The organism is Mesorhizobium sp. CAU 1732, assembly GCF_039888675.1.
Classification (GTDB): domain Bacteria; phylum Pseudomonadota; class Alphaproteobacteria; order Rhizobiales; family Rhizobiaceae; genus Aerobium.
The window spans coordinates 558,731-584,892 of the sequence record NZ_JBDQQR010000001.1; the positions used below are offsets into that span (position 1 = coordinate 558,731).

Genomic DNA, 26,162 nt, shown 5'->3' on the forward strand with positions numbered 1-26,162 from the left:
GAATGTCGCGGTTATAACACGGATCGCGTCTTCAGTCTCGACACAGACGACCCTCAGGAACCGATCGCCGAAGGCACCGATTTGCGCGAAGCGGCGTTCAGCCGCGGGATAGCGGGGTTCGGTCTCGGTCCACAACGGATTTCGGATCGCCGATTCCACCCATGAAAGACGTATGTCCCGCTCGTTCATCTTGACCGATGCGTGCCGCGTGAGGACGATGGTTTTGATGATGCCTGTCCCCCGACACTCTTTCTCCGTCGCGCCGCCCCTCATCCGGCCCTTCGGGCCACCGGGGCGAGACGCTTGTCTCGCCCGTCCTTCGGACCCCCGCTGGCGGGGAGAAGGAAGACGCTAGCCGTCGCCCATCTTGAGCGCTTCGATGAAGGCGGCCTGCGGGATTTCGACCTTGCCGAACTGCCGCATGCGCTTCTTGCCCTCTTTCTGCTTTTCGAGGAGCTTGCGCTTGCGGGTGACGTCGCCGCCATAGCACTTGGCGGTCACGTCCTTGCGCAGCGCGGAGATGGTCTCGCGGGCGATGACCTTGCCGCCGATCGCCGCCTGGATCGGGATCTTGAACATGTGCTTGGGGATCAGATCCTTGAGCTTCTCGCACATGACGCGGCCGCGCTTTTCGGCCGCCGAGCGGTGGACCAGCATCGAGAGTGCGTCGACCGCCTCGTCATTGACGAGGATCGACATCTTCACGAGGTCGCCCTCGCGGTAGTCGGTGAGCTGGTAGTCGAACGAGGCATAGCCCTGCGAGATCGACTTCAGCCGGTCGTAGAAGTCGAACACGACTTCGTTGAGCGGCAGATCGTAGGTGACCATCGCGCGCTTGCCGACATAGGACAGGTCGATCTGGATGCCGCGCCGCTCCTGGCAGAGCTTGAGGATCGCGCCGAGATAATCGTCGGGCGTCAGGATGGTCGCCTTGATCCACGGCTCCTCGATGGAGCTGATCTTGACCACGTCGGGCATGTCGGCGGGGTTGTGCAGCTCGATGGTCGAGCCGTCATTCATCGACAGGTGATAGACCACCGACGGCGCGGTCGCGATCAGGTCGAGGTCGAACTCGCGCTCCAGCCGCTCCTGGATGATCTCCAGGTGCAAAAGGCCGAGGAAGCCGCAGCGGAAGCCGAAGCCGAGCGCGGCCGACGTTTCCATTTCAAATGAGAACGATGCGTCGTTGAGGCGCAGCTTGCCCATCGCGGCGCGCAGGTCTTCAAAGTCCGCTGCGTCGACCGGGAACAGGCCGCAGAACACGACGGGCTGCGCCGGCTTGAAGCCGGGCAGCGCTGTGGCGGTCTGGCGCTTGTCTTCGGTGATCGTGTCGCCGACGCGGGTGTCGGCCACTTCCTTGATCGAGCCGTTCAAAAAGCCGATCTCGCCGGGGCCGAGTTCGTCCACCACGACCATCTTGGGCGTGATGACGCCGACGCGGTCGACCTGGTATTTCGAGCCGGTGCCCATCATGCGGATCTGCTGGCCCTTCTTCAGCACGCCGTCGATGACGCGGACCAGAACGATGACGCCGAGATAGGCGTCGTACCAGCTATCGACCAGCATGGCTTTCAGCGGCGCGTCGCGGTCGCCCTCGCGCGGGGGCGGCAGGCGCGTGACGATGGCCTCCAGCACGTCGCCGATGCCGAGACCGGTCTTGGCCGAGATCATCACGGCGTCGGAGGCGTCGAGGCCGATGACCTCCTCCACCTGCTCCTTGATGCGGTCGGGCTCGGCGGCCGGCAGGTCGATCTTGTTCAAGACGACGACGATCTCGTGATTGGCGTCGATCGCCTGGTAGACATTGGCGAGCGTCTGCGCCTCGACGCCCTGTGAGGCATCGACGACCAGCAGCGAGCCCTCGCAGGCGCGCAGCGAACGCGAGACCTCGTAGGCGAAGTCGACATGGCCGGGCGTGTCGATGAGGTTGAGGACGTAATCCTCGCCGTCCTGCGCCTTGTATTCGAGCCGGACGGTGTTGGCCTTGATGGTGATGCCGCGCTCGCGCTCGATGTCCATCGAGTCAAGCACCTGCTCCTTCATCTCGCGCATTTCGAGCGATCCCGTCTGCTGGATCAGGCGGTCGGCGAGCGTAGACTTCCCGTGGTCGATATGCGCGACGATGGAGAAGTTGCGGATGTTCTTGAGCGGCGTTTTCATCGTCGCGCCTTAGCAGGCGGCGCAGGCGTAAACAAGCGCGGCATGGGGAAGCGCCAAGAGATGGCGGGCCTGCCGAAGGCGCCGCATTGGCGGGCCGCAATTGCGGGTTGCAAGCGCACCATATGCAACCTAAGGTAAATTCAACCAAACGATACAACCGGGCGTGACGCGCCCGCAGGCAGGCTTGCGGGGACAAGTCGCCTGCGGAAGCCGTGGCGTGTTCCGCCCGCCGGGGAGGGGCGGATGGATTGCGAGGGCTTCATTGCCCGCTGGACCGCGCGCGAGGGCGGCGCGGAGCGGGCGAATTACCAGATGTTCTTGAGCGAATTGTGCGACGTGATCGGCGTGCGGCGGCCGGAGCCGGCAGGCGCCGAACGCGTGGCCAACGATTACGTTTTCGAGCGCGCGGTGAGACGACGGGAAAGCGACGAGATCGCCTCGTCCAGGCGCATCGATCTCTACAGACGCGGCTGTTTCATCCTCGAGGCGAAGCAGTCGCGGCTGCCGGGCGGGCGCAACGCCCTGCCAGGGCAGCTCTCGATGCTGCCCGACGAGCCGGAAACGCTGGGCAGGCGCTCGATCGCGCGCGGCTGGGACGTGATGATGCAGAACGCACGGCGTCAGGCGGAAGAGTATGTCTTCCTGCTCGACGCGGATCATCCCGCGCCACCGTTCATCATCACCTGCGATGTCGGTCATGCCTTCGAAATCTTCGCTGATTTCACCGGTACCGGCCGCGCCTATGGGCAGTTTCCAGACCGCAAGGGTTTCCGTATCTATCTGGAGGATTTGCGCAAGCCGGAGACGCGCGCGCTTCTGGCCCGTATCTGGACCGATCCGGCAAGCCTCGACCCGGCGAAGGAATCGGCACGCGTGACGCGCGAGATCGCGAGGCGGCTTGCGGAAGTGAGCCGGTCGCTGGAGGAGAACTACGACGCGGAAGACGTGGCGCTGTTCCTGATGCGCTGCATCTTCTGCATGTTTGCAGAAGATGTGGACCTCCTGCCAAAGGGCGAGTTCACGCGGCTTCTGGAAGATTGCGTTTCTTCGCCGGCGACGCTGGTGCCGCTTCTGGAAGAGCTTTGGAGGAAGATGGACAGCGCGGAGCGCAGCGACCGCTTCTTTTCCTACTTCCGTTCCCAACTGCGCCACTTCAACGGCAATCTCTATCGCGATGCGCGGGCGCTGCCCTTGCGCCGGGAGGAGATCGGCGAGTTGGTGGCTGCCGCCCGGCACAAATGGATCGATGTCGATCCGGCGATCTTCGGCACGCTTTTGGAGCAGGCGCTGAATCCGGTCGAGCGACGCAAGCTGGGCGCGCATTACACGCCGCGCGCCTATGTGCAGCGGCTCGTCGAGGTGACGGTGATGGAGCCTCTGCGCGCCGACTGGCAGAGGGCGCTGAAGCAGGCCGAGGACGCTAAAGATCGCGGCGACGAGCGCGGGGCGGTCGAGATCATTCGCGGCTTCCATCGGGCGCTCTGCGCGACGCGCGTGCTCGATCCGGCCTGCGGCACCGGCAACTTTCTCTATGTCAGTCTCGAACTGATGAAGAAGCTGGAAGGCGAGGTGCTGGAAACGCTGGCGCGGCTTGGTGTGACCGAGACGCTCGGACTTGAAGGCGAGACGGTCGATCCGCATCAGTTTCTCGGGATGGAACTGAATCCGCGCGCGGCCGCGATTGCCGAACTCGTCGTCTGGATCGGTTATCTGCAACAGCACTATCGCACGCGCGATGGCCACCCGACCGAGCCGATCCTGAAAGCGTTCAGGAACATCAATTTCGGGAGGCGCGAGGGCTATGACGCGGTGCTGACATGGGATGGATGGCCGCTGACGACGATCGTCGAGCAGGATGGCGCGCGCAAGGAGACCTATCCCAATGCGCGCCGACCTGATTGGCCGGAAGCGGAGTTCATCGTGGGAAATCCGCCTTTCATGGGCGGCAAGGACCTGCGCTCGCGTCTCGGCGGCGGCTACACGGAAGCGCTTTGGGCTGCGCACAAGCACATGAACGAGAGCGCGGATCTCGTCATGTACTGGTGGGACCGCGCGGCAGAGCTGTTGACCCGCAAGGGCACGCGCCTGAGGCGCTTCGGTCTGGTGACGACGAATTCGATCAGCCAGGTTTTTCAGCGCCGGGTGATGGAGCGGCACCTGAATGCGAAGAACCCGATCAGCCTGATCTATGCCATTGCAGATCATCCTTGGACGAAGGTGACGAAGGACAGCGCGGCCGTGCGGATCGCGATGACGGTGGCCGTGGCGGGCAAGCGCGAGGGCGTGTTGCTGGAGACGACGCGGGAGGAAGAACTGGGCAGCGACGAGCCGAGGATCGAGTATGTAGACCGAACCGGCATCATCAATTCCGATCTTTCGATTGGTGTTGATCTGACACGGGCGTCAAAGCTGCTTTCGAATACTTCTGTCGCACACGACGGGGTCAAACTACATGGTTCTGGATTTATTCTGACACAGTCGGAAGCCGCCTTACTCGGCTTAGGTGACATTCCGGAGCTCGATAGATATGTGCGTCACTATCGCAACGGCCGGGATTTGACGTCCAAGTCACGTAATTTGATGGTCATAGACTTGTTTGGCTTGACCTCGGCTGAAGCAAGGGCCCAATTTCCTCGGGTCTATCAACATGTACTTGAAACGGTAAAGCCAGTTCGCGATGGAAATCCGCGCGAATCATATCGTTCGAACTGGTGGATATTTGGCGAACCTCGGCGAGAACTTCGGCCCGCACTCGGAGAACTCAGTCGTTTTATTGCAACGGTCGACACCGCTCGGCACCGAATTTTCCAGTTTGTTCCATCGTCATTCGTCCTTGACGATAAATCAGTCATCGTCGCTGATGCGGATGCATTGACACTAGCGATTACAAGTTCTCGTATCCATACGACATGGGCGATCCATGCTGGTGGCTGGCTTGGGCAAGGGAACGACGCCGTATATACAAAATCCCGCTGCTTCGACCCCTTCCCATTTCCCGACCCATCCGAAAACCTTCGCCAACAACTCCGCGCCGCCGGCGAGGAACTCGACGCGTTGCGCAAGAAGGTGCTCGCCGAGCATCCCGATCTGACGCTGACCGGGCTCTACAACGTGCTTGAAAAGCTCAGGGCGGTCGCCCCCTCCACCGCTTCGCGGTCTCCCTCCCCCATAGATGGGGGAGGATCAACGCTCACCGACAAGGACGAGGACGTGAAGGCGCGCGGACTGGTGCTGATCCTCAGGGAATTGCACGAGACGATCGACCGTCTCACGGCGCAGGCTTATGGCTGGCCGGTGGAGCTGCCGGACGATCAGATTCTGGAACGGCTGGTCGCGCTCAATGCCGAGCGTGCGCGGGAGGAGGCGTCGGGTCATGTCCGGTGGCTGCGGCCGGACTATCAGGTGCCGCGTTTCGCCAGGAGCGCGAAGGTCAGGACGGGAGAGCTCGACCTGCCGGAGACCGTGATCTCGATCGATCGCGGCAAGCCGGTCTTCCCGAAGGACCGCCACGAGCAGCCGCTTGCGGTGGAGGCGATGCTGGCGGCGAGCGGCCGGGCACTCGACGCGGCTTCCATCGCGCGCGCGTTCAAGGGCGGCGGCAGGAAGATCGAGCCGCGCGTTGCGCAGGTTCTCCTGACGCTCGCGCGATACGGGCATATTTCGGCGCTGCCGGACGGCCGTTTCGCCGCGCGCCGGGCAGCGTGAGGGTTGGCCTGGAGCATTTCAGGGTTTCGCCGAACACCCCCTCCACCGCCTTCGGCGGTCCCCCTCCCCCGCTTCGCAGGGGAGGATCCAGCGTCGCGGACGGCCGCAACCTGGATCCTCCCCCATTTTCATGGGGGAGGGGAACCACGAAGTGGTGGAGGGGGTGTCCATGCACAGCGGTCCCACCTCGTTCGGAGCCGCTCTAAACCGCGTGGATCGCCGCGCGGGAGGGGGAGACGAAGACGTTTGTGCCGGGTTCGAAGAGGCCTGCTTCGCCGGGATTGGGGCTGTCGACCAGCCAGGAGCCGACGCCGTCGACCTCGACCAGATATTCGGCGATGTTGCCGAGGAACATGGCGCGGCGGACGGTGGCGGGGAAGTCGCCTGCGTCGGCGGCGATCTTTATCGCTTCGGGCCTTATGACCACGGTCACCGCGTCGCCGGCGGACTGGGCGTTGCCAGAGGCGAGGTCGAAGCTTTTGCCGGCGATCTCGATGGCGTTGCCGGCCGTCTTTTTGCCCGAGACGAAATTCGCCTTGCCGATGAAGTCGGCGACGAAGCGGCTGGCCGGGCGCGCATAGACCTCGCGCGGCGTGCCGACCTGCTCGACGATGCCGCCATTCATGACGACGATGCGGTCGGAGATGCTCATCGCCTCGATCTGGTCGTGGGTGACGTAGAGCGCGGTGATGCCGAGGCGCTGCTGGAGCTCGCGGATCTCGACGCGCATCTGGTCGCGCAATTTGGCGTCGAGATTGGACAGCGGCTCGTCGAAGAGCAGCACGCGCGGCTCCATCACGATGGCGCGGGCAAGCGCGACGCGCTGCTGCTGGCCGCCGGAAAGCTGGTTGGGCGAGCGCTGCGCCAGCGTGCCGAGGCCCGTCATCTCGAGAATGTGCTGCGCGCGGGCTTCGAGTTCCGGGCGCGACAGACGCTTCAGGCGCAGGCCGAAGACGACGTTTTCGTAGACCGAGAGATGCGGGAAGATGGCGTAGGACTGGAACACCATCGCCGCGTCGCGATGGTTGGGCGCGACATCGTTCATGCGGCGATCGCCGAAGACGATGTCGCCGGAGGTCGGCTCCTCGAAGCCGGCGATCATGCGGAGCAGCGTGGTCTTGCCGCAGCCGGACGGGCCGAGCAGCGTGACGAGCTCGCCGGGCTTCACCTCCAGATTGACGTCGCGCACCGCGTGCACCGGCTGGTCGGGCGCGTCGAGGCTGGCGAACTGCTTGTTGAGCTGGCGAATGAGAACTGCGTCGGCCATGTCAGAAACGTACCGTGCTTGTGTGGCGCGTCATGCGGTTGACGATCGCGTTGATGATGACGATCGCGACGAGGACGATCGCGATGACGACGATCGAATAGGCGGCCGCGACGCCGAGCCGGCCGGAGCCGACCTGATTGAGGATCTGCACCGTCATCAGGTTCCAGCTTGCCGAGACCAGGAAGATGGCCGCGCTGATGGCGGTCATGGCGCGCACGAAGGCGTAGACGAGGGCCGAGAAGAAGGCCGGCGCGATGAGCGGCAGCGTGACTTTGCGGAACGTCGTCAACGCGCTTGCGCCGAGGTTCTGGGCGGCTTCCTCGATCGCCGGGTCGATCTGGCGCAGGACCGCGATGCCGGACTGGATGCCGACCGGCGCGTAGCGGAACACGAAGCACAGAACGAGGATCGCCAGCGTGCCGGTGAGCATGATCGGCGGGCCGTTGAAGGCGAGGATGTAGCCGATGCCGACGACGGTGCCCGGCACCGCGAAGCTGAGGATGGAGCCGAACTCCATCAGGCCCTTGCCCGGGAAGGTGCGGCGCACCACCAGATAGGCGACCAGCATGCTGAGGAAGCCGCTGACCGGCGTCGTGATGATGGCGATGATGAGCGTGTCGGTGACCGTCTTCCAGCCGACGCTGAACACATAGGCGAAGTGGGCGGTGGTGAGCGTGTAGTTGAAGCCCCAGACCTGCGTGAAGGCGCCGAGGAAGATGACGCCGTAGAACAGGATGACGATGGCCGCGAAGACCAGCACGAAGCCGTAGAGCGCCCATTTGACCGGGCGGCTGACGATCTTGGAGGTCGAGGCGGTGGGCTTGCCGGTGACCGTCACATATTGCCGCTTGGAGAGGTAATAGCGCTGGATGGCGAAGGCGGTGATCGAGGGCAGGAGCAGGATGACCGCGAGCATCGCGCCGCGCGCCAGGTTGAACGAGCCGGTGATCTCCAGATAGGCCTGCGGTGCGAGCATGGGAAAGGCAGCGCCCGCGAGCACCAGCGGATTGCCGAAATCGGCCATCGATTCGATGAAGACGATGAGGAACGCGCTGGCGACGCCGGGCAGCGAGAGTGGAAAGGTGACCTTCCAGAAGGTCTGCCAGCGCGTCGCGCCGATGTTGAAGGCGGCGTCCTCCAGCGTCGGGCTGATCGCGGCGAGCACGCCACGCAGCGACAGATAGGCGATGGGCACGAAGGTGAAGACCTGCGCCCACACCACGCCGTGGAAGCCGTAGATGTTGAAGTCCCGCAGGCCGAGCAATTGCTTGGTGATCAGCCCGTTGAAGCCGAACAGGAACAGGATCGACACCGCCGACACGAAGGGTGGCGAGATGATCGGCAGGATCGAGATGAGATGCAGCGGCTTCTTCGCCTTGACGTCGAGCCGGGTCAGCGTGAAGGCGAGGATGTAGCCGATGATCACGCTGATGATGCCGACCAGCGTCGCGACGCCGATGCTGTTGACGAGCGCGTTGCGGTAGAGCCGGCGCTCGGCGACGAGCGCGTAATTGTCGAGCGTCCAGTCGCCGCGGTCCTGGAGGCTGGCGACGAAGACCGTCGCCACCGGATAGACCACGAAGACCGCGATCGCAGCGAAGATCACGACGATGAGCGCGAGAAGAATGGGATCCCGCGCCAGAATGCGGAGCTGCGATCGCGATGCTGAAAGCACTGTCCGGTCCGTCCGTCTTACTGTCCGAGCACGTCCTCGACCCAGCGATCGACGAGCCGCTGGCGGTTCTCCGACGCGAAGGCCGGGTCGTAGGAGACGAGATTGATCTCATCGAGCGCCGGCAGGCCTTCGCCCGCGGTGACGTCGCTGCGGATCGGCAGGAAGTAGGTCTTGTTCTCGGTGAGCTGCTGCTGGCCGGCTGCCGACGTCATCCAGTCGACGAGCTGCTTTGCCTCGTCCTCATTGGCGGCGCCCTTGAGGATCGACATCGCGGCGACCTCGTAGCCGACGCCCTCGCTCGGGAACACGACCTGCACCGGGAAGCCTTCATCGACGAGCTTGAGGAAGCCCGGCGAGAACTGCAGCGCGATCGGCGTTTCGCCGACGCCCAGCGCGCCGGAGGGCGCGGTGCCGCTCTGGGTGTAGGTCTGAATGTTGGGGTTGAGCGCCTTCATGTATTCGAAGGTCGCGTCCTCGCCCCACAATTCGTTGAGCGTCAGGATCACCGCATAGGCAGTGCCGGAGGATTGCGGCGACGGCATCTGGATCAGGCCGCGATAAGCCTCGTTCTTCAAATCTTCCCATGAGGCGGGAACCGGCGCGCCGCGCTCTTCGAGGATGTCGGTGCGCACGCCGACCGCCAGCGGGTTGGTGTAGATAGCGTGCCAGGAGCCTTCGGCATCCTTGAACTCGTCGCGCAGGCCCTCGGCATTGGCCGAGACGTAAGGCTGCGTCAGGTCGCGCTCCTTGGCGAGGATGTGGTTCTCGCTCGGCGCGCCGAACCAGACGTCTGCCTGCGGACGGTTGGACTCGGCCTCGATGCGCGACAGCGCCGGGCCGGACGACAGGAACACCATCTGGACGTCGACGCCGGTGTCGGCGGTGAAGGCGTTGAGGATCTTCTGCGCGTTCTCTTCGTCGACGCTCGTATAGACGACCAGCGCCTGAGCGGAACTCGTCATCAGGAGCGCGGACAGCGCGGTTGCGGCAAAGATGCGTGCTGAAGCGATCATAAGGTAACCCCCCTTTGTAAGCGAAACGGCGGCGGGCAGAGCCCCCCGAAAAATGAGTCGGCAAACTATCGACGCATCCCCGGAGGGTCAACGCTTTGACCGGCGCGCCGCGCCAAGGCTGGCGGCGGTGCGCGGTTTTGTCTCTGTTCGCCTCGTTCCGGGCGGGGGTGCGACAGGGTGCGGCATCGATCACGGACCCGTGCTCTTGTTTTGTGAGCATGCTTATAATAATTGAGCCTTATGAAAACGAACACCACCCAGGGCCTCGGTTTCCTGATCCACGATGCGGCGCGCGCGATGCGGCGGCGCTTCGAGCTGCGCGCCAGCGGATACGGGCTTTCCGCCGCGCAATGGCGGTTGCTCGCGCATCTGGTGAAGGCCGAGGGCCTGCCGCAGGCGCGGCTTGCGGCACTGCTCGAAATCGAGCCGATCAGCGTCTCGCGTTTGCTGGACCGGATGGAGGAGGGCGGCTGGATCGAACGCCGCACCGACGCCGCCGACCGCCGCGTGCGCATGGTGTTCGCCACCGCAGCGAGCCGCGAGGCCTATGACAGCGTCAAGGGTCTGGCGGTCGGCATCTACGACGAAGCCCTGGCCGGGCTCTCCGGCGACCAGCGCGCAGCACTCATGACCGGGCTTCGCACACTCATCACCAATCTCTCCGACGGCGACGGCGCCGCGGAGACATGCAGCAACAACGCTTCCAGGGACCGCGTATCATGAATGCGATGACCAAGATCGACGAGGAGCAATCCATCACCGCGACCGACGCAGACGCACCGGCCGCACCGGTGCCTGTCAAGCCGAAGCGCAGGCGGGGGCGGTTGCTCCTGATGCTGTCGCTTCCGCTCGCGCTGGCGATCGGCGGCGCCTATGTCTGGGTGACGGGCGGCCGCATCCAGGAGACGGACAACGCCAATCTGCGGCAGGCGCGCGTAACCATCGCCGCCGACACGCCGGGCCGCATCGTCGCGGTCTCGATCCACGACAACGCGCTGGTGAAGGCCGGCGACGTGCTCTTCGCGGTCGATGCCGAGCCCTATCGCATCGCGCTGGCGCAGGCGGACGCGGCGCTCGAGGGCGCGCGCCTCCAGGTCGGCCAGCTCCGTGCGGCCTACAGCCAGGCGGTCGCGCAGCAGCACATCGCCGAGGGCGAGGTGACCTATCTCCAGTCGGAACTCGCCCGCCAGACGGCGCTTCAGGACAAGGGCGTCTCGACGCGGTCGTCGCTCGATTCCGCGCAGCGCGCGCTCGACAAGGCGCGCGACCAGCTCGAGGCGGCGCGCGAGACGGTGACTGGCGCACTCGCGTCGCTCGGCGGCAATGCCGACATCGAGACGGACCAGCATCCGACGGTTCTCGCCGCGCTCGCGACCCGCGACAGGGCAGCCTACCAGCTTGCGCAGACGACCGTGCGCGCGCCGGCCGACGGCATCATCTCGCAGGCGTCGTCCTTCAAGGTCGGGCAATATGTCGGCGCCGGATCGCCGCTCTTCAGTCTCGTCGAGACCGGCGATAGCTGGGTGGAGGCGAATTTCAAGGAAACGCAGCTCACCCACATGCATGTCGGGCAGACGGCGGAAGTGACCGTCGACACGTTCCCCGACAGGCCGCTCACCGCGACGATCGACAGCATCGGCGCGGGCACCGGCGCGGAATTCTCCGTGCTGCCGGCGCAGAACGCGACGGGCAACTGGGTGAAGGTCACACAGCGCATTCCCGTGCGCCTCAAGGTCGATGACGCGGACGCGCAGATGCTTCTTCGGACGGGCATGAGCGCGGTGGTGTCGGTCGATACCGGCGTGGCGCGCGGGCTGCCGGCATTCGCGGGCTGGTTCGGCCAGACCGCGCATGCGGCGGAGTGACGATTAGACACCTGCAATGAACACCCCCTCCACCATGCTTCGCATGGTCCCCATGTTCCGTGAGCGGGCAGGGCAATTGGAGCTGGAGTTACCCCCACCCCTCGCCCCTCCCCACAAGGGGGAGGGAGATTCTGAAACGTGGATGCCTGGCGTGAGCGTTTTCGGAAATCATGAGACACCAAGGTCTCCCTCCCCCTTGTGGGGAGGGGTGAGGGGTGGGGGTGCCCTGCGAAACGGTGGAGGGGCTTCTAAAACCCAACGACAAAGGCATGTGCCATGAGCACGGCAGCCACATCTTCCAATACCAACGTCCCCCATCGCGGCCTGATCACCGTATCGATCATGCTGGCGACGATCATGCAGGTGCTGGACACCACGATCGCCAACGTTGCGCTTCCCGCGATGACCGGCGATCTGGGCGCGAGCCAGGATACGATCAACTGGGTGCTGACGTCCTACATCGTCGCGGCCGCGATCATGACGCCGGTGACGGGCTGGCTGTCGGATCGTTTCGGGCGGCGCGAACTGTTCCTCGTCGCCATCGTCGGCTTCACCGTCTCCTCCATGCTCTGCGGCCTGTCGTGGAGCCTCGAAAGCATGGTCGGCTTCCGCGTGCTGCAGGGCGTGTTCGGCGCCGCGATCGTGCCGCTGTCGCAGACCTTCCTGCTCGACATCAATCCCAAGGAAAAGCACGGCCAGGCGATGGCCATCTGGGGCGCGGGCATCATGGTCGGCCCGATCATCGGCCCGACGCTGGGCGGCTGGCTGACGGAGGCCGCGAACTGGCGCTGGGTGTTCTTCATCAATCTGCCGGTCGGCATCGTCGCCTTCCTCGGCTGCGCCGCCTATCTGCCGAAGGTCGCCGTGCGGCTACGCGGCTTCGACTTCTTCGGCTTCGCCATGCTGTCGCTGGGCGTCGGCGCATTGCAGCTCATGCTGGATCGCGGCGCGGAGGTGGACTGGTTCTCTGCCGTCGAAATCTGGATCGAGATGGGCCTCGCGATCACCGGGTTCTGGGTCTTCGCCGTGCATCTGATGACGAGCAAGGACACGTTCATCGACGCGAAAATCTTCGCCGACCGCAACTTCGTGACCGGCCTCGCCTTCATCTTCGTGATCGGCGTGATCCTGCTGGCGAGCCTCGCGCTTCTGCCGCCAATGCTGGCGCGGCTGTTCAACCACTCGACGGTGCTGACGGGCCTCATCATGGCGCCGCGCGGCGTCGGCACGATGATCTCGATGATCCTCGTCGGGCGGCTGATCCAGGTCGTGGACGCGCGCATTCTGGTGGTCACCGGCCTGTCGCTGACGGCATGGTCGCTTCATATGATGACGGGGTTCTCGCCGCAGATGGACGATCACCTGATCATCCTGTCGGGCGTCGTGCAGGGGCTGGGCCTCGGCCTCGTCTTCGTGCCGCTCTCGACGGTCGCCTTCGCGACGCTCGACCCACGGTTCCGGACGGATGCGGCGAGCCTGTTCAGCCTCGTGCGCAACATCGGCTCGTCGATCGGCATCTCGATCGTGACGGTTCTGCTGACGCGTAACGTGCAGGTCAACCACGCGGAGCTGTCCGCCGGCCTGACGCCGTTCAACCAGAATTTGACGGCGGTGCTGCCGGGGGCGGCGGCCGGCAACCCGACATCGCTGGCGCAGCTCGACCAGCTCGTGAACCAGCAATCGCTGATGATCGCCTATATCGACGATTTCAAGCTGATGATGATCGTCACGCTCTGCGCGATCCCGCTGGCGCTGCTGTTGCGCAAGCCGACCGTGGCGGTTGGTGAGCCGGCGGCTGTGCATATGGACTAGGGTTTCGCAGTAACACCCCCTCCACCGCCTTCGGCGGTCCCCCTCCCCCATGAAAATGGGGGAGGATCTGCGTTGCGGCCGTCCGCGACCTGGATCCTCCTCCGTTTACGGGGGAGGGGGACCACGCGTAGCGTGGTGGAGGGGGTATTTTCTCGCGCCGACCGCCCCTCAGTCGCCCTTGGCCAGGGCCGGCGGGCCGCCGAGGTCTTCTTCGCCGACGAAGGCCTTGGGCAGGTTCGCCTCGGCTTCCTTTTCGGTCGCGTACCACTGTTCGTAGCGGTAGAGTACGAGGTGGTCTCGCGAGAGGCCGCGCAGCAATCCGTACATCATCACGAGAATGACGACCGCGAAGGGAAAGCCGGCGACGACGGCGGCTGCCTGAAGGGCGGAGAGGCCGCCCGCGAGCAGCAGCACCGCCGCGATCGCGCCTTCCGTGACCGACCAGAACAGGCGCTGGATCTTGGGCGGATCGGAATGACCGCCGGCCGTCAGCATGTCGATGACGAAGGAGGCGGAGTCCGACGAGGTGACGAACCACAAAACGATCATCACGATGAGCAGCACGGTGACGCCCTGCGTGAAGGGATAGAACTCCATCAGCTTGAAGATCGCGTTGCCGTAGGATTCTCGCGTCGCCTCGATGAGGCCCGGATCGCCCATCAGCTCCATATGGACGGCCGCGCCGCCGAAGGCGGTGAACCAGAAGAACAGGATGGTCGCGGGGATGAAGAGCACGCCGAGCACGAATTCGCGCACCGTGCGTCCGCGCGAGATGCGGGCGATGAAGATGCCGACGAAGGGCGACCACGAAATCCACCACGCCCAGTAGAAGATCGTCCAGTCGACCTGCCAGTCGGTGCCGGAATAGGCCTCCGTCCAGAACGAGAAGTAGACGAACTCGTTGATGTAGTTGCCGACATTCTCGACGAACGAGTCGATGATGAAGAGCGTCGGGCCCGCCACCAGCACGAAGGCGAGGAACAGGAAGCTGAGCACGATGGTGACGTTGGACAGGCGCTTGATGCCGGCATCGAGGCCCATCATCACCGAGACCGTCGCCATCAGGGTGATGAACGCGATCAGGACGATCTGGACGTAGACGTTGTTGGCGATGCCGAAGAGCTGGTCGAGGCCCGCATTGATCTGCATGACGCCGAGACCGAGCGACGTGACGACGCCGAACATCGTGCCGAACACCGCGAGGATGTCGACCGCATGGCCCCATGGTCCGTAGATGCGCTCGCCGATGATCGGATAGAGCGCCGAGCGGATCGAGAGCGGCAGCCCCTTGCGGTAGTGGAAATAGGCCAGCGACACGCCGACGATGCAGTAGACCGCCCAGCCATGGAGGCCCCAGTGCAGGAACGACAGCACCATGGCCTGTTCGGCCGCAGCCACGCTCTCCGGTTCCTGGATCGGCGGCTGGTAGAAATGGGTCAGCGGCTCGGCGACGCCCCAATAGAGCAGACCGATGCCGATGCCTGCGGCGAACATCATCGAGACCCAGGAGAAGAGGCTGTATTGCGGCGTCTCGGTCTGCGCGCCCAGACGCACCGATCCGTAGGGGCCGATCGCCAGATAGACACTGCACAGGACCGCGAGATTGACGGTGAGGATCAGGAACCAGCCGAAATAGTCCGCGATGGCGCGTTGGGCGCCTTCGAAGATCACGCCGGCCGTCTCGGGAAAAATCGCCCCGAAGGCGATGAAGGCGACGATCAGCGCCGCGGAAATCGAGAAAACAGGAGGGCTGACATGGGGAAAGGGCCCCAGGCGGCGAACCGCTACTCCATTGCTCATAAATTTGTCCCCAACACTTTCAATAACTTAGCTAGAAAATCGGTGCGGCAGGGCGCCGCACCGACAAAACTAAATGTGGCAAGGTTGGGATGGTTCCCTGTCAGAGGGAGAAGAAGAGCAGTGCTGCCGGGATCAGTCCGATGTGAAATCCGGCATGGCAGAGCATCGCGCTTTCGAGATCGCGATGCGCGAAAACCGCGCCGAACACCACGCCCAGAAGGCCGTTCCAGAGCAGGGTTCGGAACAGCAGCGGGCCGCCGATAACGGCGCCTTCCGCCGCGAGCCCCGGCAGGTGGCCGGCGGCGAAGATCAGCGCGGAAAGCGTGATCGCGCACCACACCACATTCGAGGAGGGCCGGGGCGCGCCGCGTCCGAACAGGCGCCGGAACACGACGACGAGAAGGCTCATCAGCCCCCAGCGCATGATGATCTCCTCGATCACCCCGCCATAGAACACACCGACCACCAGCCCCGCCGGGCTCCATGCCTCGACAAGCGACGGCGGCCCCGCATGGACGGCCTGCCAGAGCGGGCGCGTGACATGGTCGGCGATGCCTACGGCACAGCCAAGCACGATGCCGAGCGCGAGGAACCGGTGCCATTGGTCTGGGACAAGCGATGTGTTTGCGCCCGCCACACGACCGGCAACGCGGCTGGAGAACCCCGCGACCGGTGCGGCGGATGCGCCCGCAAAGGCGAATGCGGCCAGCAGGATCGCCGGGTTCGCCAGAATGGCCCAGGGGGCCACGCCGCCCGAAGGCGGATAGACGAGAAACAGCGACAGGAGGCCCGGCACCCCCATCGCGACGAGGGCCAGGGTGACGCGGCCGACGCGCGGCGGGCAGACTTCGCCCGTGGGTGAGGGCGATGTCATCTAGTCGTAGGTCAGTTCGGTCGCCTTGCCGCCGAAGATCCGGTAGGCATAGAACGAGTAGCCGATGATGACGGGCAGCACGAAGGCGGTTCCGACGAGGATGATGCCGAGGCTCTCGGTCGCCGATGCCGCTTCCCAGATCGTCAGCCGGTCCGGCACGACATAGGGGTAGAAGGAATAGGCGAGGCCGGCGAAGCCCAGCGTGAAGATCGCCGCGAGCGTCAGGAACGGGGTGATCGAATGGCGGTCGCCTTTCAGCGGCAGGTGGAACGACAGATACCACAGCCACAGGAACGCGCCGCCGGTGATGATCGGCAGCGGCGCGAGCCACGCGATCTCCGGCCAGGTGAACCACTTCTCGAAGATGCGCGGGCTGGCGAACGGCGTCGCGAGCGAGACGGTGACCATGCCGACCGCGGTGAACACGAGCGCGCCCCGCAGGAAGCGCACGGCCTTGCGCTGCAACTCGCCTTCGGTCTTGTAGATCAGCCACGCGGCGCCCATCGCGGCGTAGGACGCGGCCAGACACAGCGCCACCAGCGCCCCGAAGCCGAACGCGGCCAGGCCCTTGTCGAGACCCAGCACGTAGACGCCCAGCATGTAGCCTTGCGCGAGGGATGCGGTGAGCGAGCCCGCGAAGAACAGGAAGTTCCAGCGATGCTTGCGGTGGACGGGAACCTTGGCGCGGAAATCGAACGCGACGCCGCGCAGGATGAGGCCGACGAGAAGCACGAAGACGGGCAGATAAAGCGCGGTCAGGATGATGCCGTGCGCGACGGGAAAGGCGACCAGCAGCAGGCCCACGGCCAGCACCAGCCATGTTTCGTTGGCATCCCAGAACGGCCCGATCGCAGCCACCATCGTGTCGCGCTCGTCGTCGTCGGCCATGGCGAAGAGAATGCCGATGCCGAGGTCGAAACCGTCGAGCACGACGTAGATCAGGATCGACAGCCCCATGAGGCCGGCGAAGATCAGGGGGAGGAGGACGGGCCAGTCGAGGGTCATGTGTTTGGTCCCTCTATCTTGCGAGGTTGTGCTCGACGTTGCCCCCCTCTGTCCTGCCGGACATCTCCCCCACGAGGGGGGAGATCACGCTGTGTCGATGACGAGAATAATCTCCCCCCATGTGGGGGAGATGTCCGGCAGGACAGAGGGGAGCGCGAAGAAACGAAGACCTTGGAAATCATCATCACCCCTCCGCCTGCGCCGGTTGTGCCAAGGGTTCGTTGCGGACGCCCGGCAGTGGGGTCTGGTCGCCGTCCTTGGCGGCCTTGAGCGCGAGATGGGTGAGCACGCTGAGATAGACGATCATCAGGATGACGTAGAGCGCCACGTAGATCGCCAGCGTGAAGCCGACCTGGCCGGCGGGGACGGGGCCGACGGCGTGCTCGGTGCGCAGGATGCCGGTGACGAGCCATGGCTGGCGGCCGATCTCGGTCGTGTACCAGCCGGCGAGCGTGGCGACCCAGCCCGAGAAGGCCATCGGCGCATAGGCATAGGCGAGCGGCCTGGGCAGTGTGCCGCGCCTCAGCAGGAAGAAGCCGGTCGCCCACGACAAAGCGAGCATGGCGAGCCCGACGCCGACCATGATGCGGAAGCCCCAGAAGACGGGCGCGACCGGCGGGTGGTTGTCGATATAATCGTTCAGGCCCGGCACGACGCCGTCGATCGAATGCTTGAGGATCAGGCTGGCGCCGTTGGGCACCGCGATCTCGAAGCGATTTTCGCGCAGGTCCTCGTCCGGCCAGGCGAACAGGACGAGCGGGACGTTGGACCGCGTTTCCCAGTTGGCCTCCATCGCCGCGATCTTCTGCGGCTGATGCTCGAGCGTGTTGAGGCCGTGCATGTCGCCGACGAAGATCTGGATCGGGATCAGGCCCGCGCCGAGGAAGACGCCGGTGCGCAGTGCCTTCCACATCGAATCCGAGCGGTCGCCCTTGAGGTAGCGCAGGGCGGAAAGACCCGCGATCAGGAACGCGACCGTCAGGCCCGATGCGATCAGCATATGGGTCAGGCGATAGGGGAAGGACGGGTTGAAGATGATCGCCCACCAGTCGGTGGCGTAGGCGACGCCGTCGCGCATCTCGTAGCCGGCGGGCGTCTGCATCCACGAGTTCAGCGCGAGGATCCAGAAGGCGGACATGGTGGTGCCGAACGCGACGAGGAAAGTTGCCAGCGTGTGCACCCGGTTGGACACGCGCCGGAAACCGAACAGCATGATGCCGAGGAAGACGGCTTCGAGGAAGAAGGCGGTCAGCACCTCATAGGCGAGCAGGGGACCTGCGATGTTGCCGACCGTTTCCATGAAGCCCGGCCAGTTGGTGCCGAACTGGAAGCTCATCGTGACGCCCGACACGACGCCGAGCGCGAACGACAGGGCGAAGACCTTCACCCAGAAGAAATAGGCGCGCATCCACGCGCCGTCGCCGGTGGCGTTGTAGCGCAGCTTGAAGAACAGGAGCACCCAGCCGAGCGCGATGGTGATGGTCGGAAACAGGATGTGGAAGGAGATGTTGGCTGCGAACTGCAGTCTCGAAAGGATCAGCGCGTCCATGCCCGAGCTCCATTGTCTTCCACTTGTGCGAGAATAGGGCGGGGGGACCGCCTGGTCAAAGAACCACCTGTCGCAGAGGCGGAGTGTCGCGGGGCGCACACGGGTTCTTAACCCTTCTCGATGGCGGGTCGCGGGCGTTAACGACGTGTCGACCGGTATGAGGCAATTTGCGAGGCACTGTTTCAGGTGCTTCCATGCTGCGCAAACTCGTCATCTTCAGTGTCTTCGCCGGCGTTTCGGCCTCGGTGCCGATCCTCTACGAGAAGAATCCGCAAGCCGTGCGATCGCTGCTGAGCGGTGGGGCGGCGGGCGAGCCGGTGGCATCGCCGGACGCCGCGCCCACCGTCGCGATGGTGCGGCCAGAGCCGTCCGAGCAGCGAACCGAGGTGCTGACGGGCCGCAAGGTGAGGCTCGATTCCGACGCGCGCGGGCATTTCAACGCCGATTTCCGGCTCAACGGACGAAGCGAGGATGCGATGGTGGACACCGGCGCGTCGGTGATCGCGATCAACCAGTCGACGGCGCGGCGCATCGGGCTGCGGCTGTCGGCTTCCGATTTTACAGGGGCGGTCACGACCGCCAATGGTCGTGCGAAAGCCGCATACGTGATGATCGAACGCGTCGAGATCGGCCGCATCGCGGTGCGCAACGTCCAGGCCGTTGTGCTGGAGGACAAGGCGCTGTCCGGCACGCTGATCGGCATGAGTTTCCTGTCGAAGCTCAAGCGTTTTCAGGTGGAAGACGGCATGCTCGTGATGGAGCAGTAGGGCTCAACGAACACTCCCTCCGGCCCTTCGGGGTCCCCCCGTTTTGGCGTAAAAACCCCCTCCACCGCCTTCGGCGGTTCCCCTCCCCCGTAAACGGGGGAGGATCCGAGGTCGAGGACGGCCGCAGCGTGGATCCTCCCCTGCGAAGCGGGGGAGGGGGACCACGAAGTGGTGGAGGGGGTTTTCACGCCAAACGGTGGAGGGGGTTTGCGTGGAAAGCTGCCCCATTTCCGAACCGCTTCAGGCCGCGATCAACCGGTCGAAGGCGTTGCGCCCCGGCGGGGTGAAGGCGATGACGCGGCTGTCCTTGACCCTGCGTGCCCAGCCCTTGTCCATGATGGCGTCGAGCATGGCTGCGCCGAGGCTGCCCGCGAGGTGCGAGCGGCGGACGCTCCAGTCGAGGCAGGCGCGGCAGAGCGGTCTGCGCGAGGCTTCGAGCGCCGGCATGTCGATGCCGAAATCCCGGAACCAGGCATGGCCGGATGCGTCGAGCGAGAGGCCGCGCGCCTCCTCGCAGACGAAGCCGCGTCGGGCGAGGAAGTCGTAGAGCGCGACGCCGCGCGCGCCGGCCAGATGGTCGTAGCAGATCCGCGCCTCGCGCATGGCGTCGTCGCGCGGGCCGGGGCGCACGCGTTTGGGGCCGACCGAGGCGGCGACGCCGGCGATCGCCTCCAGCATCGACGCGACCTCCGGCCCGGCCAGCGCGTAATAGCGATGGCGGCCCTGGCTGGCGATGGTGATCAACCCGCCATCCGACAGCCGGGCGAGATGCGAACTGGCCGTGGACGGCGTCACGCCGGCTTCGAGCGCCAATTCGCTCGCGGTCAGGGCGGCGCCCGACATCAGCGCGGACAGCATGTTGGCGCGCGCCGGGTCGCCCACCAGCGCCGCCACGCGGGAAAGATCGGGACCGTCCTTCATCTGTCGCCTCCGTTCAGCATGGTTTGATGGTAGTCGAACTATCCGCGCATCGCAACGGCGTAATCTCCGGGCATCGAAAAGGACATCGCCATGCCAACCAACCTTCCAGCCATCGCGGGCAAAGCCGTGCCGCGCTCGCGCCGTCGGCGGATGACGATGGCCTGTTTGCTTCGCCTGTGGCGGCGCGGTGTCATGCGCTATCGTCAGCGACGGACGCTGGCCGAACTGGACGAGCATCTGCTTCGCGACATCGGCGTCACACGCCGCGAGGCGGAGGCCGAATGCCGCAAGCCGCCCTGGCGATAGACATTCTAGCGCCACCCGAACCGCAATGCTTCGATACAGATCGAAGCGTCGAGAAGGAGACGACCATGCCCATCACCTGTTTCATCCGCTACGAGATCGATCCGTTCCAGAGGAACGCGTTCGGCGAATATGCCCGCAACTGGGGGCAGGCGATCCCGCGCTGCGGCGCGGATCTGATCGGTTATTTCGAGCCGCATGAGGGCTCGGCCACGACCGCCTACGGCGTCTATTCGATCGAGAACCTGGCCGCCTACGAGGCGTATCGCGCGCGGCTTGCCGCAGACCCGCTCGGCAAGGCGAATTACGAATTCGCGCGCGAAAAACGCTTCATCCATCGCGAGGATCGCATCTTCCTCAAGCTCGCTTCCGGCCCGCATGCACCGAGGATGTCGCCATGATCGCCGTCATCTTCGAGGTCGAGCCCGCTGCCGGGCGGCGCGACGCCTATCTCGGCATCGCGGCCGGGTTGCGGCCCATGCTGGACGGGATCGACGGCTTCATCTCGATCGAGCGGTTCCAGAGCCTGTCCGACCCCGACCGCATTCTCTCGCTCTCCTTCTGGCGCGACGAAGACGCGGTGAAGGCTTGGCGCAATACGGAGGAGCATCGCGAGGCGCAAAGGGCCGGGCGCGGCGGCATCTTCGAGGACTACAGGCTGCGGATCGCCCATGTCGTGCGCGACTATACGCTGGACGAACGCCGCGAACAGGCGCCCGCCGACAGCCTCGCGGTGCATGGCCGGTAGCGCATTTCGCGATCGGTTGCGGCGGCGCAAAACCATCCCTGTGATTTGGCGAAGCTTCACCTATATTGGCGAAGGTTCACCAAGGCATGACGAGGCAGGGAATGACGACCAAGACTGCGACGCTGAAGCGCCCCGATACCGTCGATCGCGCTGTGGTGCTCGAACTGATCGGCCGGATCGAAGCCGATCTGGAACGGCTTAAGGGTCTTCTGAACCCGCCGGCCGGCGCATTCGACCCGACCGATCCGCGCAACAAGACCTGCGACGGCAAGCTGACGCCCGAGGGCGTCGAGACCTGCTACCGCCTGTTCGACGAGGGCAAGTCGCGCTATTCCGTGGCGCGCGCGATGAAGATCTCGTTCGCCGCCGCATCCCACCGTTTCAAGGCGTGGATGAAGGAAGGCGGCAGCGCGCGCGGCGGCCCGAAGCTCGGATGATGGCTGGGACCGCTTGCAACGGCACCCGCGCTCGGGTTGAGTGACGCATGGCCAAGGAAATCGAACGCAAGTTTCTGGTGGATGGGTCGGGCTGGCGCAAGCAGGCCGATGACGGCATTACCATCAGCCAGTTCTATGTCGCGACGGGGGAGGGGCGCACGGTCCGCATCCGCATCATCGACGGGACCGGTGCGAAGCTGACGCTCAAATTCGGCGGCGCCGTGCGTGAGCGCGACGAATTCGAATATTCCATACCGCTGGAGGACGCGCAGGCCATGGAGCGCTTCGCGATCGGCAATGTGATCGAGAAGACCCGCCACCACATCTCCCACCGCGGCTATGTCTACGAGGTCGACCTGTTCAAGCGGGCGCTGGCGGGGCTGGTGATCGCGGAGCTGGAGACGGCCGACGACGTCGCGGATGCCGATCTGCCGTCATGGGCGGGGCGCGAAGTGACCGGCGAGGCGGCGTTCTACAACGCCTCGCTGGCGATGAACGGCGTGCCGGACGCGAGCTGATGGCGATGCGCCTCGATCCGGCCAAAGAGCTTGCGGCTGAGTTTTCGCGTCTGGTCGAGGGTTCGATTTCGGACATCGAGGCCCATCTCGGCCGCGCACTGGATGGTGACGCGAGCGGATTCCACGACGCCCGCAAGACGATCAAGAAGCTGCGCGCGCTGATCAGGCTCGTTCGATCCGTGTCGCCAAGTCTGCTGCGGCTGAACGAGAGGCTGCTGCGCGATGCGGCGCGTGCTGTGGCGGGGCCGCGCGCGGCGGTCGCCGCGGTGGAGACGATCGATCGGCTGATCGCCGCCTATCCGCGCAAGATCGATACATGCGCGCTGTTGGAGATTCGCGCCGCACTCGGCGAGCGGCAGGATCGTATCGCCGCGGCCGACATGCAGGCGTCTGTGACATCGGCGATCGGTACCGTGCGGGAAGCGCGCGACGGATTGCGATCGGTGTCCTTCGACGGAGACGATGCCGGGATTCTTGCAGAGGGATCGCGGCGCACCCTGGCGCACTGGAAGGACGCCCTCAAGCGCGCGAGGTCGCGCGGATCGCCGGACGATTTTCACGCGCTGCGAAAGGCCGTGAAGGCGCACTGGGCGCAGCTTGGCCTGCTTCGGGATTTCAAACTCGGCTTCTCCGCCAAGGATCGCGCCAAGGTCGAGGCGCTGGGCGAAACGCTCGGCGAGCTCAACGACATCCATGAGATGCGTGAGGCGCTTGCCTATGGTGCGTTCGACCTGCCGGAGGACATCGATTTGAGCCCGTTCGACAGGCTGCTCAAGACTTCAGCGAAGACGCTCGAGAAACAGACGCTGAAGACGGCGGCCAGAATGGTGAAGGGGCGCAAGGCAGGGTTGAAGCGACGGCTAGCCAAGGCGAAGGCGGCATAGTCCGCCTTGCCGCTCCAACCCCCGAATTATCCCGTCACGCGGCGGCGATCGCCTCGATCTCGACCAGGAGCGACGGGCCGGCGAGCGCCTTGACGATCAGGAGCGTCGTCGCCGGCGGAGGAGACGGGAGCGCGCTAGCGGCTGCTTCCATGAAGCCCGGCAACAGGCTTTCGTCGGTCAGGTAGATCGTGACCTTCGCCAGATTGCGGTTGTCCATGCCGGCCTCGGCAAGGACCGCGTTCATGTTGGCGACCGCGAGTTGTGCCTGCTCGCCGATATCCTTGCCGACATTGCCCTGCGCATCGACGCCGACCTGTCCGGATATGAAGAGCAGCCGTTCCTGCGACGTCACCTCGACGCCCTGGCTGTAGGATGGCGAAACCGGGTAGCCGGCCGGATTGATCATCGTAAGCATGTGTGAGCTCCATGGTCAGAGGGGTTTGATGCGTGGCGATGTTGCGCGGATGCGCAGGTTCTTCAGGCGATCGAACTCGGTTCTGACCATCTGCGCCATTGCGTCGAAGGAGGTCCGGCTTCGGGAGAGAGTGAGGATGCCGTGATAGAGGACGATCAGATGCATCGTCGCCGCATCGGACGCCTTCGGCCCGAGTTCACGCCGCAGCACGCCGTCGATGGCGTCGCGCACCATGCCGAGCGTCTGCGCGATGCCTTCGGAAGCGATGCCTTCGGCATTGCCGAACTCGACGATCGAGTTGGTGACGAGGCACCCGTAGCCATCCGACAGCGGTTCTTCGAGGACCGAGAGAAAGAGCTTTTCCAGATCGTCCAGCGTCGCGTCGGGACCGGCGAAGGCGGTGAGCCGCTGCCGGACGAACCAGTGGACGTAGTGCTGGAGCGCCGCCTTGAAGAGCCCGGCCTTGTCGCCGAACGCGTTGTAGATGCTGCCGGAGACGAGACCCGTCGCCTTTTCGAGATCCGCGATCGACACATCCCTGTAGCCGCGCTGCCGGAAGAGATTGCCGGCGGCTCCGAGGACTGCGTCCGAATTGAATGTGCGTGTGCGACCCATGGGGATGATTGTAGAACGTCTATTTTAGAATGCAATCATTAAAATTAATGGAACCGTCGGATGCGCAATTGCGGATTCCAGCAGACATCGATGGCCGCCATTTGTTGCGCGCCGCCCGCGCTGGTAGAACAGCGGCGGGGTGATTCTCTGATTTCGGTGACTGAATGGAGCGCCTTGCCGGCAAGGTGATATTGCTGTGGGGATGGCGCAGGACGCTGGTGGCGCTCCTCGCGGGCGCGTTTGCCGCGCTGAGCCAGCCGCCCTTCGATTTTTTCGCGGTCTGTTTCGTCTCGTTTCCGATCCTCGTCTGGGTGATCGACGGCGCTGCCGAACAGCCCGGCGAGGGCGTTCTGCGCCGCATCCTGCGGCCCTTCCCGATCGGCTGGTGGTTCGGCTTCGGCTATTTCGTCGCCGGCATCTGGTGGACCGGCAACGCGCTGCTGGTCGAGGCCGAGCTGTTCGCCTGGGCGGTTCCGTTCGCTGTCCTCGGGCTTCCGGCGGTGCTGGGCATCTTCTACGGCCTCGCGGTGGTCATCGCGCGCCTGTTCTGGAGCGACGGGCTTGCACGGATCGCCGCGCTCGCCTTCGGCTTCGGCGTGGCCGAATGGGTGCGCGGCATCGCCTTTACGGGCTTCCCATGGAACGCGGTCGGGCAGGCGGCGATGCCGGCACCGGTCCTGATGCAGTCGGTCGGCATCGTCGGCATGATCGGCATGAACGCGCTGGCGGTCTTCGTGTTCGCGATGCCGGCACTGCTCGCATCGCCGCGCGGACGCCGGACGGGTTTCGCGCTGGCCGCTCTTATGGCGGCGCTTCACGCGGGCTACGGCTTCTGGCGGCTGAACACCGCGCCGACCGACCCGGAGACGCTGATCAACGTACGGCTCGTGCAGCCCTCGATCGACCAGGCCGAGAAATGGGACAGCACGGTGCGCGACCGCATCTTCCGGACCTATCTGGACCTGTCCGCGCGCCCTCCCGCCGACGGACAGGAGCAACCCGACCTGATCGTCTGGCCCGAGACCTCCGTGCCGTTCTTCCTGGCCGAGCGGCCCGATGCGCTGACCGCATTCGGCGAGCTCGTGCAGGACGGCCAGAGCCTGTTCGTCGGCGCGGTCCGCATCGAGGGCTACGGTTCGCAGGCGAACACGCGCTATTACAATTCCGTCGTGGCGATCAACGATTCCGGCGAGATCGTCGATGCCGTCGACAAGATCCACCTCGTTCCGTTCGGCGAGTATCTGCCGCTTGCCGATGTGCTGGGGCGCCTCGGCCTGACCCAGATCGTGCAGTCGGTCTCGGCCTTCTCCGCCGGCAGCGAGCGCCACCCGATTACCACCGCAAGCGGCGCGAGGGTCCTGCCCTTCATCTGCTACGAGATCATTTTTCCCGGGATCGCCGGCTATGGCGACGCCGATGCCGATCTGATCCTGAACGTGACCAACGACGCGTGGTTCGGCGATACGCCGGGGCCGTACCAGCATTTCCGGCAGGCGCAGATCAGGGCCGTCGAGGCGGGCCGTCCGCTTGCCCGCGCAGCCAATAACGGCATTTCGGGTGTGGTCGACGCATACGGACAGGTGATCGACGCCTTTTCGGTGGATGCGGTCGGCGTGCTGGACGTCGCAGTGCCGCGCCAGAGCATCTCCTCGCCGGTGAACCCTCATCTTACAGGCGTAGTTCTGGTTGTGTTGCTTGGACTTTGGTCCGGTCTCGTCAGCCTGAATGTGGGACGTCGGTCCGATTGACAGTGGTATATTAGAGATTCATATTGCAACGCCGCTAGCCGAGGGATTCGCAGTGCTGGATCAAATGGGGGATACAGCAGA

The 26,162-nt window shown here is 64.8% G+C and carries 23 protein-coding genes; 12 read left to right on the forward strand and 11 right to left on the reverse strand.

Annotated elements, in window-relative coordinates; all coding sequences use genetic code 11:
- Positions 1 to 351 precede the first annotated feature (351 nt).
- On the reverse strand, positions 352 to 2,160 hold the full coding sequence (lepA, locus tag AAFN55_RS02920) for a translation elongation factor 4 (protein ID WP_347797384.1): 1,809 nt from the start codon (positions 2,158 to 2,160) through the stop codon (positions 352 to 354).
- 243 nt (positions 2,161 to 2,403) lie between these two features.
- Here lepA and AAFN55_RS02925 point away from each other — a divergent pair, with 243 nt between their 5' ends.
- Positions 2,404 to 5,865: a DNA methyltransferase gene (locus AAFN55_RS02925; RefSeq protein ID WP_347797385.1), complete on the forward strand. Its 3,462-nt coding sequence runs from the start codon at positions 2,404 to 2,406 to the stop codon at positions 5,863 to 5,865.
- Positions 5,866 to 6,067: 202 nt separating this feature from the next.
- Here the strand turns inward: AAFN55_RS02925 and AAFN55_RS02930 are convergent, their stop codons facing one another.
- The 3 genes from AAFN55_RS02930 to AAFN55_RS02940 are packed head-to-tail and all read right to left on the reverse strand — an operon-like array spanning position 6,068 to position 9,820.
- Positions 6,068 to 7,132 carry an ABC transporter ATP-binding protein gene (locus AAFN55_RS02930; RefSeq protein ID WP_347797386.1) on the reverse strand — a complete coding sequence of 355 codons (1,065 nt, stop codon included), beginning with the start codon at positions 7,130 to 7,132 and terminating at the stop codon, positions 6,068 to 6,070.
- 1 nt (position 7,133) lies between these two features.
- On the reverse strand, positions 7,134 to 8,807 hold the full coding sequence (locus AAFN55_RS02935; protein WP_347797387.1) for an iron ABC transporter permease: 1,674 nt from the start codon (positions 8,805 to 8,807) through the stop codon (positions 7,134 to 7,136).
- 17 nt (positions 8,808 to 8,824) lie between these two features.
- Complete coding sequence (locus AAFN55_RS02940) at positions 8,825 to 9,820, reverse strand: ABC transporter substrate-binding protein (RefSeq protein ID WP_347797388.1); 996 nt, start codon at positions 9,818 to 9,820, stop codon at positions 8,825 to 8,827.
- A 240-nt stretch (positions 9,821 to 10,060) separates the two neighbouring features.
- Between AAFN55_RS02940 and AAFN55_RS02945 the strand changes: the two genes are divergently transcribed.
- The 3 genes from AAFN55_RS02945 (at position 10,061) to AAFN55_RS02955 (ending at position 13,497) form a co-directional block, all read left to right on the forward strand.
- Positions 10,061 to 10,543, forward strand: a complete 483-nt coding sequence (locus AAFN55_RS02945) for a MarR family transcriptional regulator (RefSeq protein ID WP_347797389.1) — start codon at positions 10,061 to 10,063, stop codon at positions 10,541 to 10,543.
- Between the two features lie 5 nt (positions 10,544 to 10,548).
- Positions 10,549 to 11,685 (forward strand): HlyD family secretion protein, encoded by a 1,137-nt coding sequence (locus AAFN55_RS02950; protein WP_347800165.1) that lies wholly within the window; start codon positions 10,549 to 10,551, stop codon positions 11,683 to 11,685.
- Between the two features lie 276 nt (positions 11,686 to 11,961).
- Positions 11,962 to 13,497 (forward strand): DHA2 family efflux MFS transporter permease subunit, encoded by a 1,536-nt coding sequence (locus AAFN55_RS02955; RefSeq protein WP_347797390.1) that lies wholly within the window; start codon positions 11,962 to 11,964, stop codon positions 13,495 to 13,497.
- A gap of 168 nt (positions 13,498 to 13,665) precedes the next feature.
- On the opposite strand, the gene AAFN55_RS02960 is transcribed toward AAFN55_RS02955, so the two are convergent.
- The 4 genes from AAFN55_RS02960 to AAFN55_RS02975 form a co-directional block, all read right to left on the reverse strand.
- Entirely contained in the window at positions 13,666 to 15,297 is a 1,632-nt protein-coding gene (locus AAFN55_RS02960) for a BCCT family transporter (protein WP_347797391.1), read from the reverse strand.
- Between the two features lie 100 nt (positions 15,298 to 15,397).
- Positions 15,398 to 16,171: a CPBP family intramembrane glutamic endopeptidase gene (locus AAFN55_RS02965; RefSeq protein WP_347797392.1), complete on the reverse strand. Its 774-nt coding sequence runs from the start codon at positions 16,169 to 16,171 to the stop codon at positions 15,398 to 15,400.
- Positions 16,172 to 17,176, reverse strand: coding sequence for a cytochrome d ubiquinol oxidase subunit II (locus AAFN55_RS02970; RefSeq protein ID WP_347797393.1), 1,005 nt, complete (start codon positions 17,174 to 17,176; stop codon positions 16,172 to 16,174).
- Positions 17,177 to 17,360: 184 nt separating this feature from the next.
- On the reverse strand, positions 17,361 to 18,725 hold the full coding sequence (locus AAFN55_RS02975) for a cytochrome ubiquinol oxidase subunit I (RefSeq protein WP_347797394.1): 1,365 nt from the start codon (positions 18,723 to 18,725) through the stop codon (positions 17,361 to 17,363).
- Between the two features lie 194 nt (positions 18,726 to 18,919).
- On the opposite strand from AAFN55_RS02975, the gene AAFN55_RS02980 reads away from it, so the two are divergent.
- Positions 18,920 to 19,492, forward strand: coding sequence for a TIGR02281 family clan AA aspartic protease (locus tag AAFN55_RS02980; protein WP_347797395.1), 573 nt, complete (start codon positions 18,920 to 18,922; stop codon positions 19,490 to 19,492).
- A 240-nt stretch (positions 19,493 to 19,732) separates the two neighbouring features.
- Here AAFN55_RS02980 and AAFN55_RS02985 read toward each other — a convergent pair whose 3' ends face one another.
- Complete coding sequence (locus AAFN55_RS02985; protein WP_347797396.1) at positions 19,733 to 20,413, reverse strand: helix-turn-helix transcriptional regulator; 681 nt, start codon at positions 20,411 to 20,413, stop codon at positions 19,733 to 19,735.
- Between the two features lie 90 nt (positions 20,414 to 20,503).
- On the opposite strand from AAFN55_RS02985, the gene AAFN55_RS02990 reads away from it, so the two are divergent.
- The 6 genes from AAFN55_RS02990 (at position 20,504) to AAFN55_RS03015 (ending at position 23,303) form a co-directional block, all read left to right on the forward strand.
- Positions 20,504 to 20,719, forward strand: a complete 216-nt coding sequence (locus AAFN55_RS02990) for a DUF1127 domain-containing protein (protein WP_347797397.1) — start codon at positions 20,504 to 20,506, stop codon at positions 20,717 to 20,719.
- A gap of 65 nt (positions 20,720 to 20,784) precedes the next feature.
- Positions 20,785 to 21,117 (forward strand): NIPSNAP family protein, encoded by a 333-nt coding sequence (locus tag AAFN55_RS02995; RefSeq protein ID WP_347797398.1) that lies wholly within the window; start codon positions 20,785 to 20,787, stop codon positions 21,115 to 21,117.
- Entirely contained in the window at positions 21,114 to 21,464 is a 351-nt protein-coding gene (locus AAFN55_RS03000; RefSeq protein ID WP_347797399.1) for an antibiotic biosynthesis monooxygenase, read from the forward strand. Before AAFN55_RS02995 ends, AAFN55_RS03000 begins: the two co-directional genes overlap by 4 nt.
- A 101-nt stretch (positions 21,465 to 21,565) precedes the next feature.
- Positions 21,566 to 21,901: a hypothetical protein gene (locus AAFN55_RS03005; protein ID WP_347797400.1), complete on the forward strand. Its 336-nt coding sequence runs from the start codon at positions 21,566 to 21,568 to the stop codon at positions 21,899 to 21,901.
- 47 nt (positions 21,902 to 21,948) lie between these two features.
- A complete protein-coding gene (locus tag AAFN55_RS03010) occupies positions 21,949 to 22,419 on the forward strand; it encodes a CYTH domain-containing protein (protein ID WP_347797401.1) in 471 nt (156 codons plus the stop codon).
- Positions 22,419 to 23,303 carry a CHAD domain-containing protein gene (locus AAFN55_RS03015; protein WP_347797402.1) on the forward strand — a complete coding sequence of 295 codons (885 nt, stop codon included), beginning with the start codon at positions 22,419 to 22,421 and terminating at the stop codon, positions 23,301 to 23,303. The genes AAFN55_RS03010 and AAFN55_RS03015 overlap by 1 nt, the downstream gene beginning before the upstream one ends.
- 34 nt (positions 23,304 to 23,337) lie before the next feature.
- Here the strand turns inward: AAFN55_RS03015 and AAFN55_RS03020 are convergent, their stop codons facing one another.
- A complete protein-coding gene (locus AAFN55_RS03020; protein WP_347797403.1) occupies positions 23,338 to 23,718 on the reverse strand; it encodes a RidA family protein in 381 nt (126 codons plus the stop codon).
- Between the two features lie 15 nt (positions 23,719 to 23,733).
- Entirely contained in the window at positions 23,734 to 24,333 is a 600-nt protein-coding gene (locus AAFN55_RS03025; RefSeq protein WP_347797404.1) for a TetR/AcrR family transcriptional regulator, read from the reverse strand.
- Between the two features lie 164 nt (positions 24,334 to 24,497).
- Here AAFN55_RS03025 and lnt point away from each other — a divergent pair, with 164 nt between their 5' ends.
- Entirely contained in the window at positions 24,498 to 26,081 is a 1,584-nt protein-coding gene (gene lnt, locus AAFN55_RS03030; protein ID WP_347797405.1) for an apolipoprotein N-acyltransferase, read from the forward strand.
- Positions 26,082 to 26,162 lie beyond the last annotated feature (81 nt).

Coding starts and splice junctions, on each gene's coding strand:
- lepA (WP_347797384.1), bottom strand. CDS start 2,160: ATGAAAACGCCGCTCAAGAACATCCGCAACTTCTCCATCGTCGCGCAT.
- AAFN55_RS02925 (WP_347797385.1), top strand. CDS start 2,404: ATGGATTGCGAGGGCTTCATTGCCCGCTGGACCGCGCGCGAGGGCGGC.
- AAFN55_RS02930 (WP_347797386.1), bottom strand. CDS start 7,132: ATGGCCGACGCAGTTCTCATTCGCCAGCTCAACAAGCAGTTCGCCAGC.
- AAFN55_RS02940 (WP_347797388.1), bottom strand. CDS start 9,820: ATGATCGCTTCAGCACGCATCTTTGCCGCAACCGCGCTGTCCGCGCTC.
- AAFN55_RS02945 (WP_347797389.1), top strand. CDS start 10,061: ATGAAAACGAACACCACCCAGGGCCTCGGTTTCCTGATCCACGATGCG.
- AAFN55_RS02950 (WP_347800165.1), top strand. CDS start 10,549: ATGACCAAGATCGACGAGGAGCAATCCATCACCGCGACCGACGCAGAC.
- AAFN55_RS02955 (WP_347797390.1), top strand. CDS start 11,962: ATGAGCACGGCAGCCACATCTTCCAATACCAACGTCCCCCATCGCGGC.
- AAFN55_RS02960 (WP_347797391.1), bottom strand. CDS start 15,297: ATGAGCAATGGAGTAGCGGTTCGCCGCCTGGGGCCCTTTCCCCATGTC.
- AAFN55_RS02965 (WP_347797392.1), bottom strand. CDS start 16,171: ATGACATCGCCCTCACCCACGGGCGAAGTCTGCCCGCCGCGCGTCGGC.
- AAFN55_RS02970 (WP_347797393.1), bottom strand. CDS start 17,176: ATGACCCTCGACTGGCCCGTCCTCCTCCCCCTGATCTTCGCCGGCCTC.
- AAFN55_RS02975 (WP_347797394.1), bottom strand. CDS start 18,725: ATGGACGCGCTGATCCTTTCGAGACTGCAGTTCGCAGCCAACATCTCC.
- AAFN55_RS02980 (WP_347797395.1), top strand. CDS start 18,920: ATGCTGCGCAAACTCGTCATCTTCAGTGTCTTCGCCGGCGTTTCGGCC.
- AAFN55_RS02985 (WP_347797396.1), bottom strand. CDS start 20,413: ATGAAGGACGGTCCCGATCTTTCCCGCGTGGCGGCGCTGGTGGGCGAC.
- AAFN55_RS02990 (WP_347797397.1), top strand. CDS start 20,504: ATGCCAACCAACCTTCCAGCCATCGCGGGCAAAGCCGTGCCGCGCTCG.
- AAFN55_RS02995 (WP_347797398.1), top strand. CDS start 20,785: ATGCCCATCACCTGTTTCATCCGCTACGAGATCGATCCGTTCCAGAGG.
- AAFN55_RS03000 (WP_347797399.1), top strand. CDS start 21,114: ATGATCGCCGTCATCTTCGAGGTCGAGCCCGCTGCCGGGCGGCGCGAC.
- AAFN55_RS03005 (WP_347797400.1), top strand. CDS start 21,566: ATGACGACCAAGACTGCGACGCTGAAGCGCCCCGATACCGTCGATCGC.
- AAFN55_RS03010 (WP_347797401.1), top strand. CDS start 21,949: ATGGCCAAGGAAATCGAACGCAAGTTTCTGGTGGATGGGTCGGGCTGG.
- AAFN55_RS03015 (WP_347797402.1), top strand. CDS start 22,419: ATGGCGATGCGCCTCGATCCGGCCAAAGAGCTTGCGGCTGAGTTTTCG.
- AAFN55_RS03020 (WP_347797403.1), bottom strand. CDS start 23,718: ATGCTTACGATGATCAATCCGGCCGGCTACCCGGTTTCGCCATCCTAC.
- AAFN55_RS03025 (WP_347797404.1), bottom strand. CDS start 24,333: ATGGGTCGCACACGCACATTCAATTCGGACGCAGTCCTCGGAGCCGCC.
- lnt (WP_347797405.1), top strand. CDS start 24,498: ATGGAGCGCCTTGCCGGCAAGGTGATATTGCTGTGGGGATGGCGCAGG.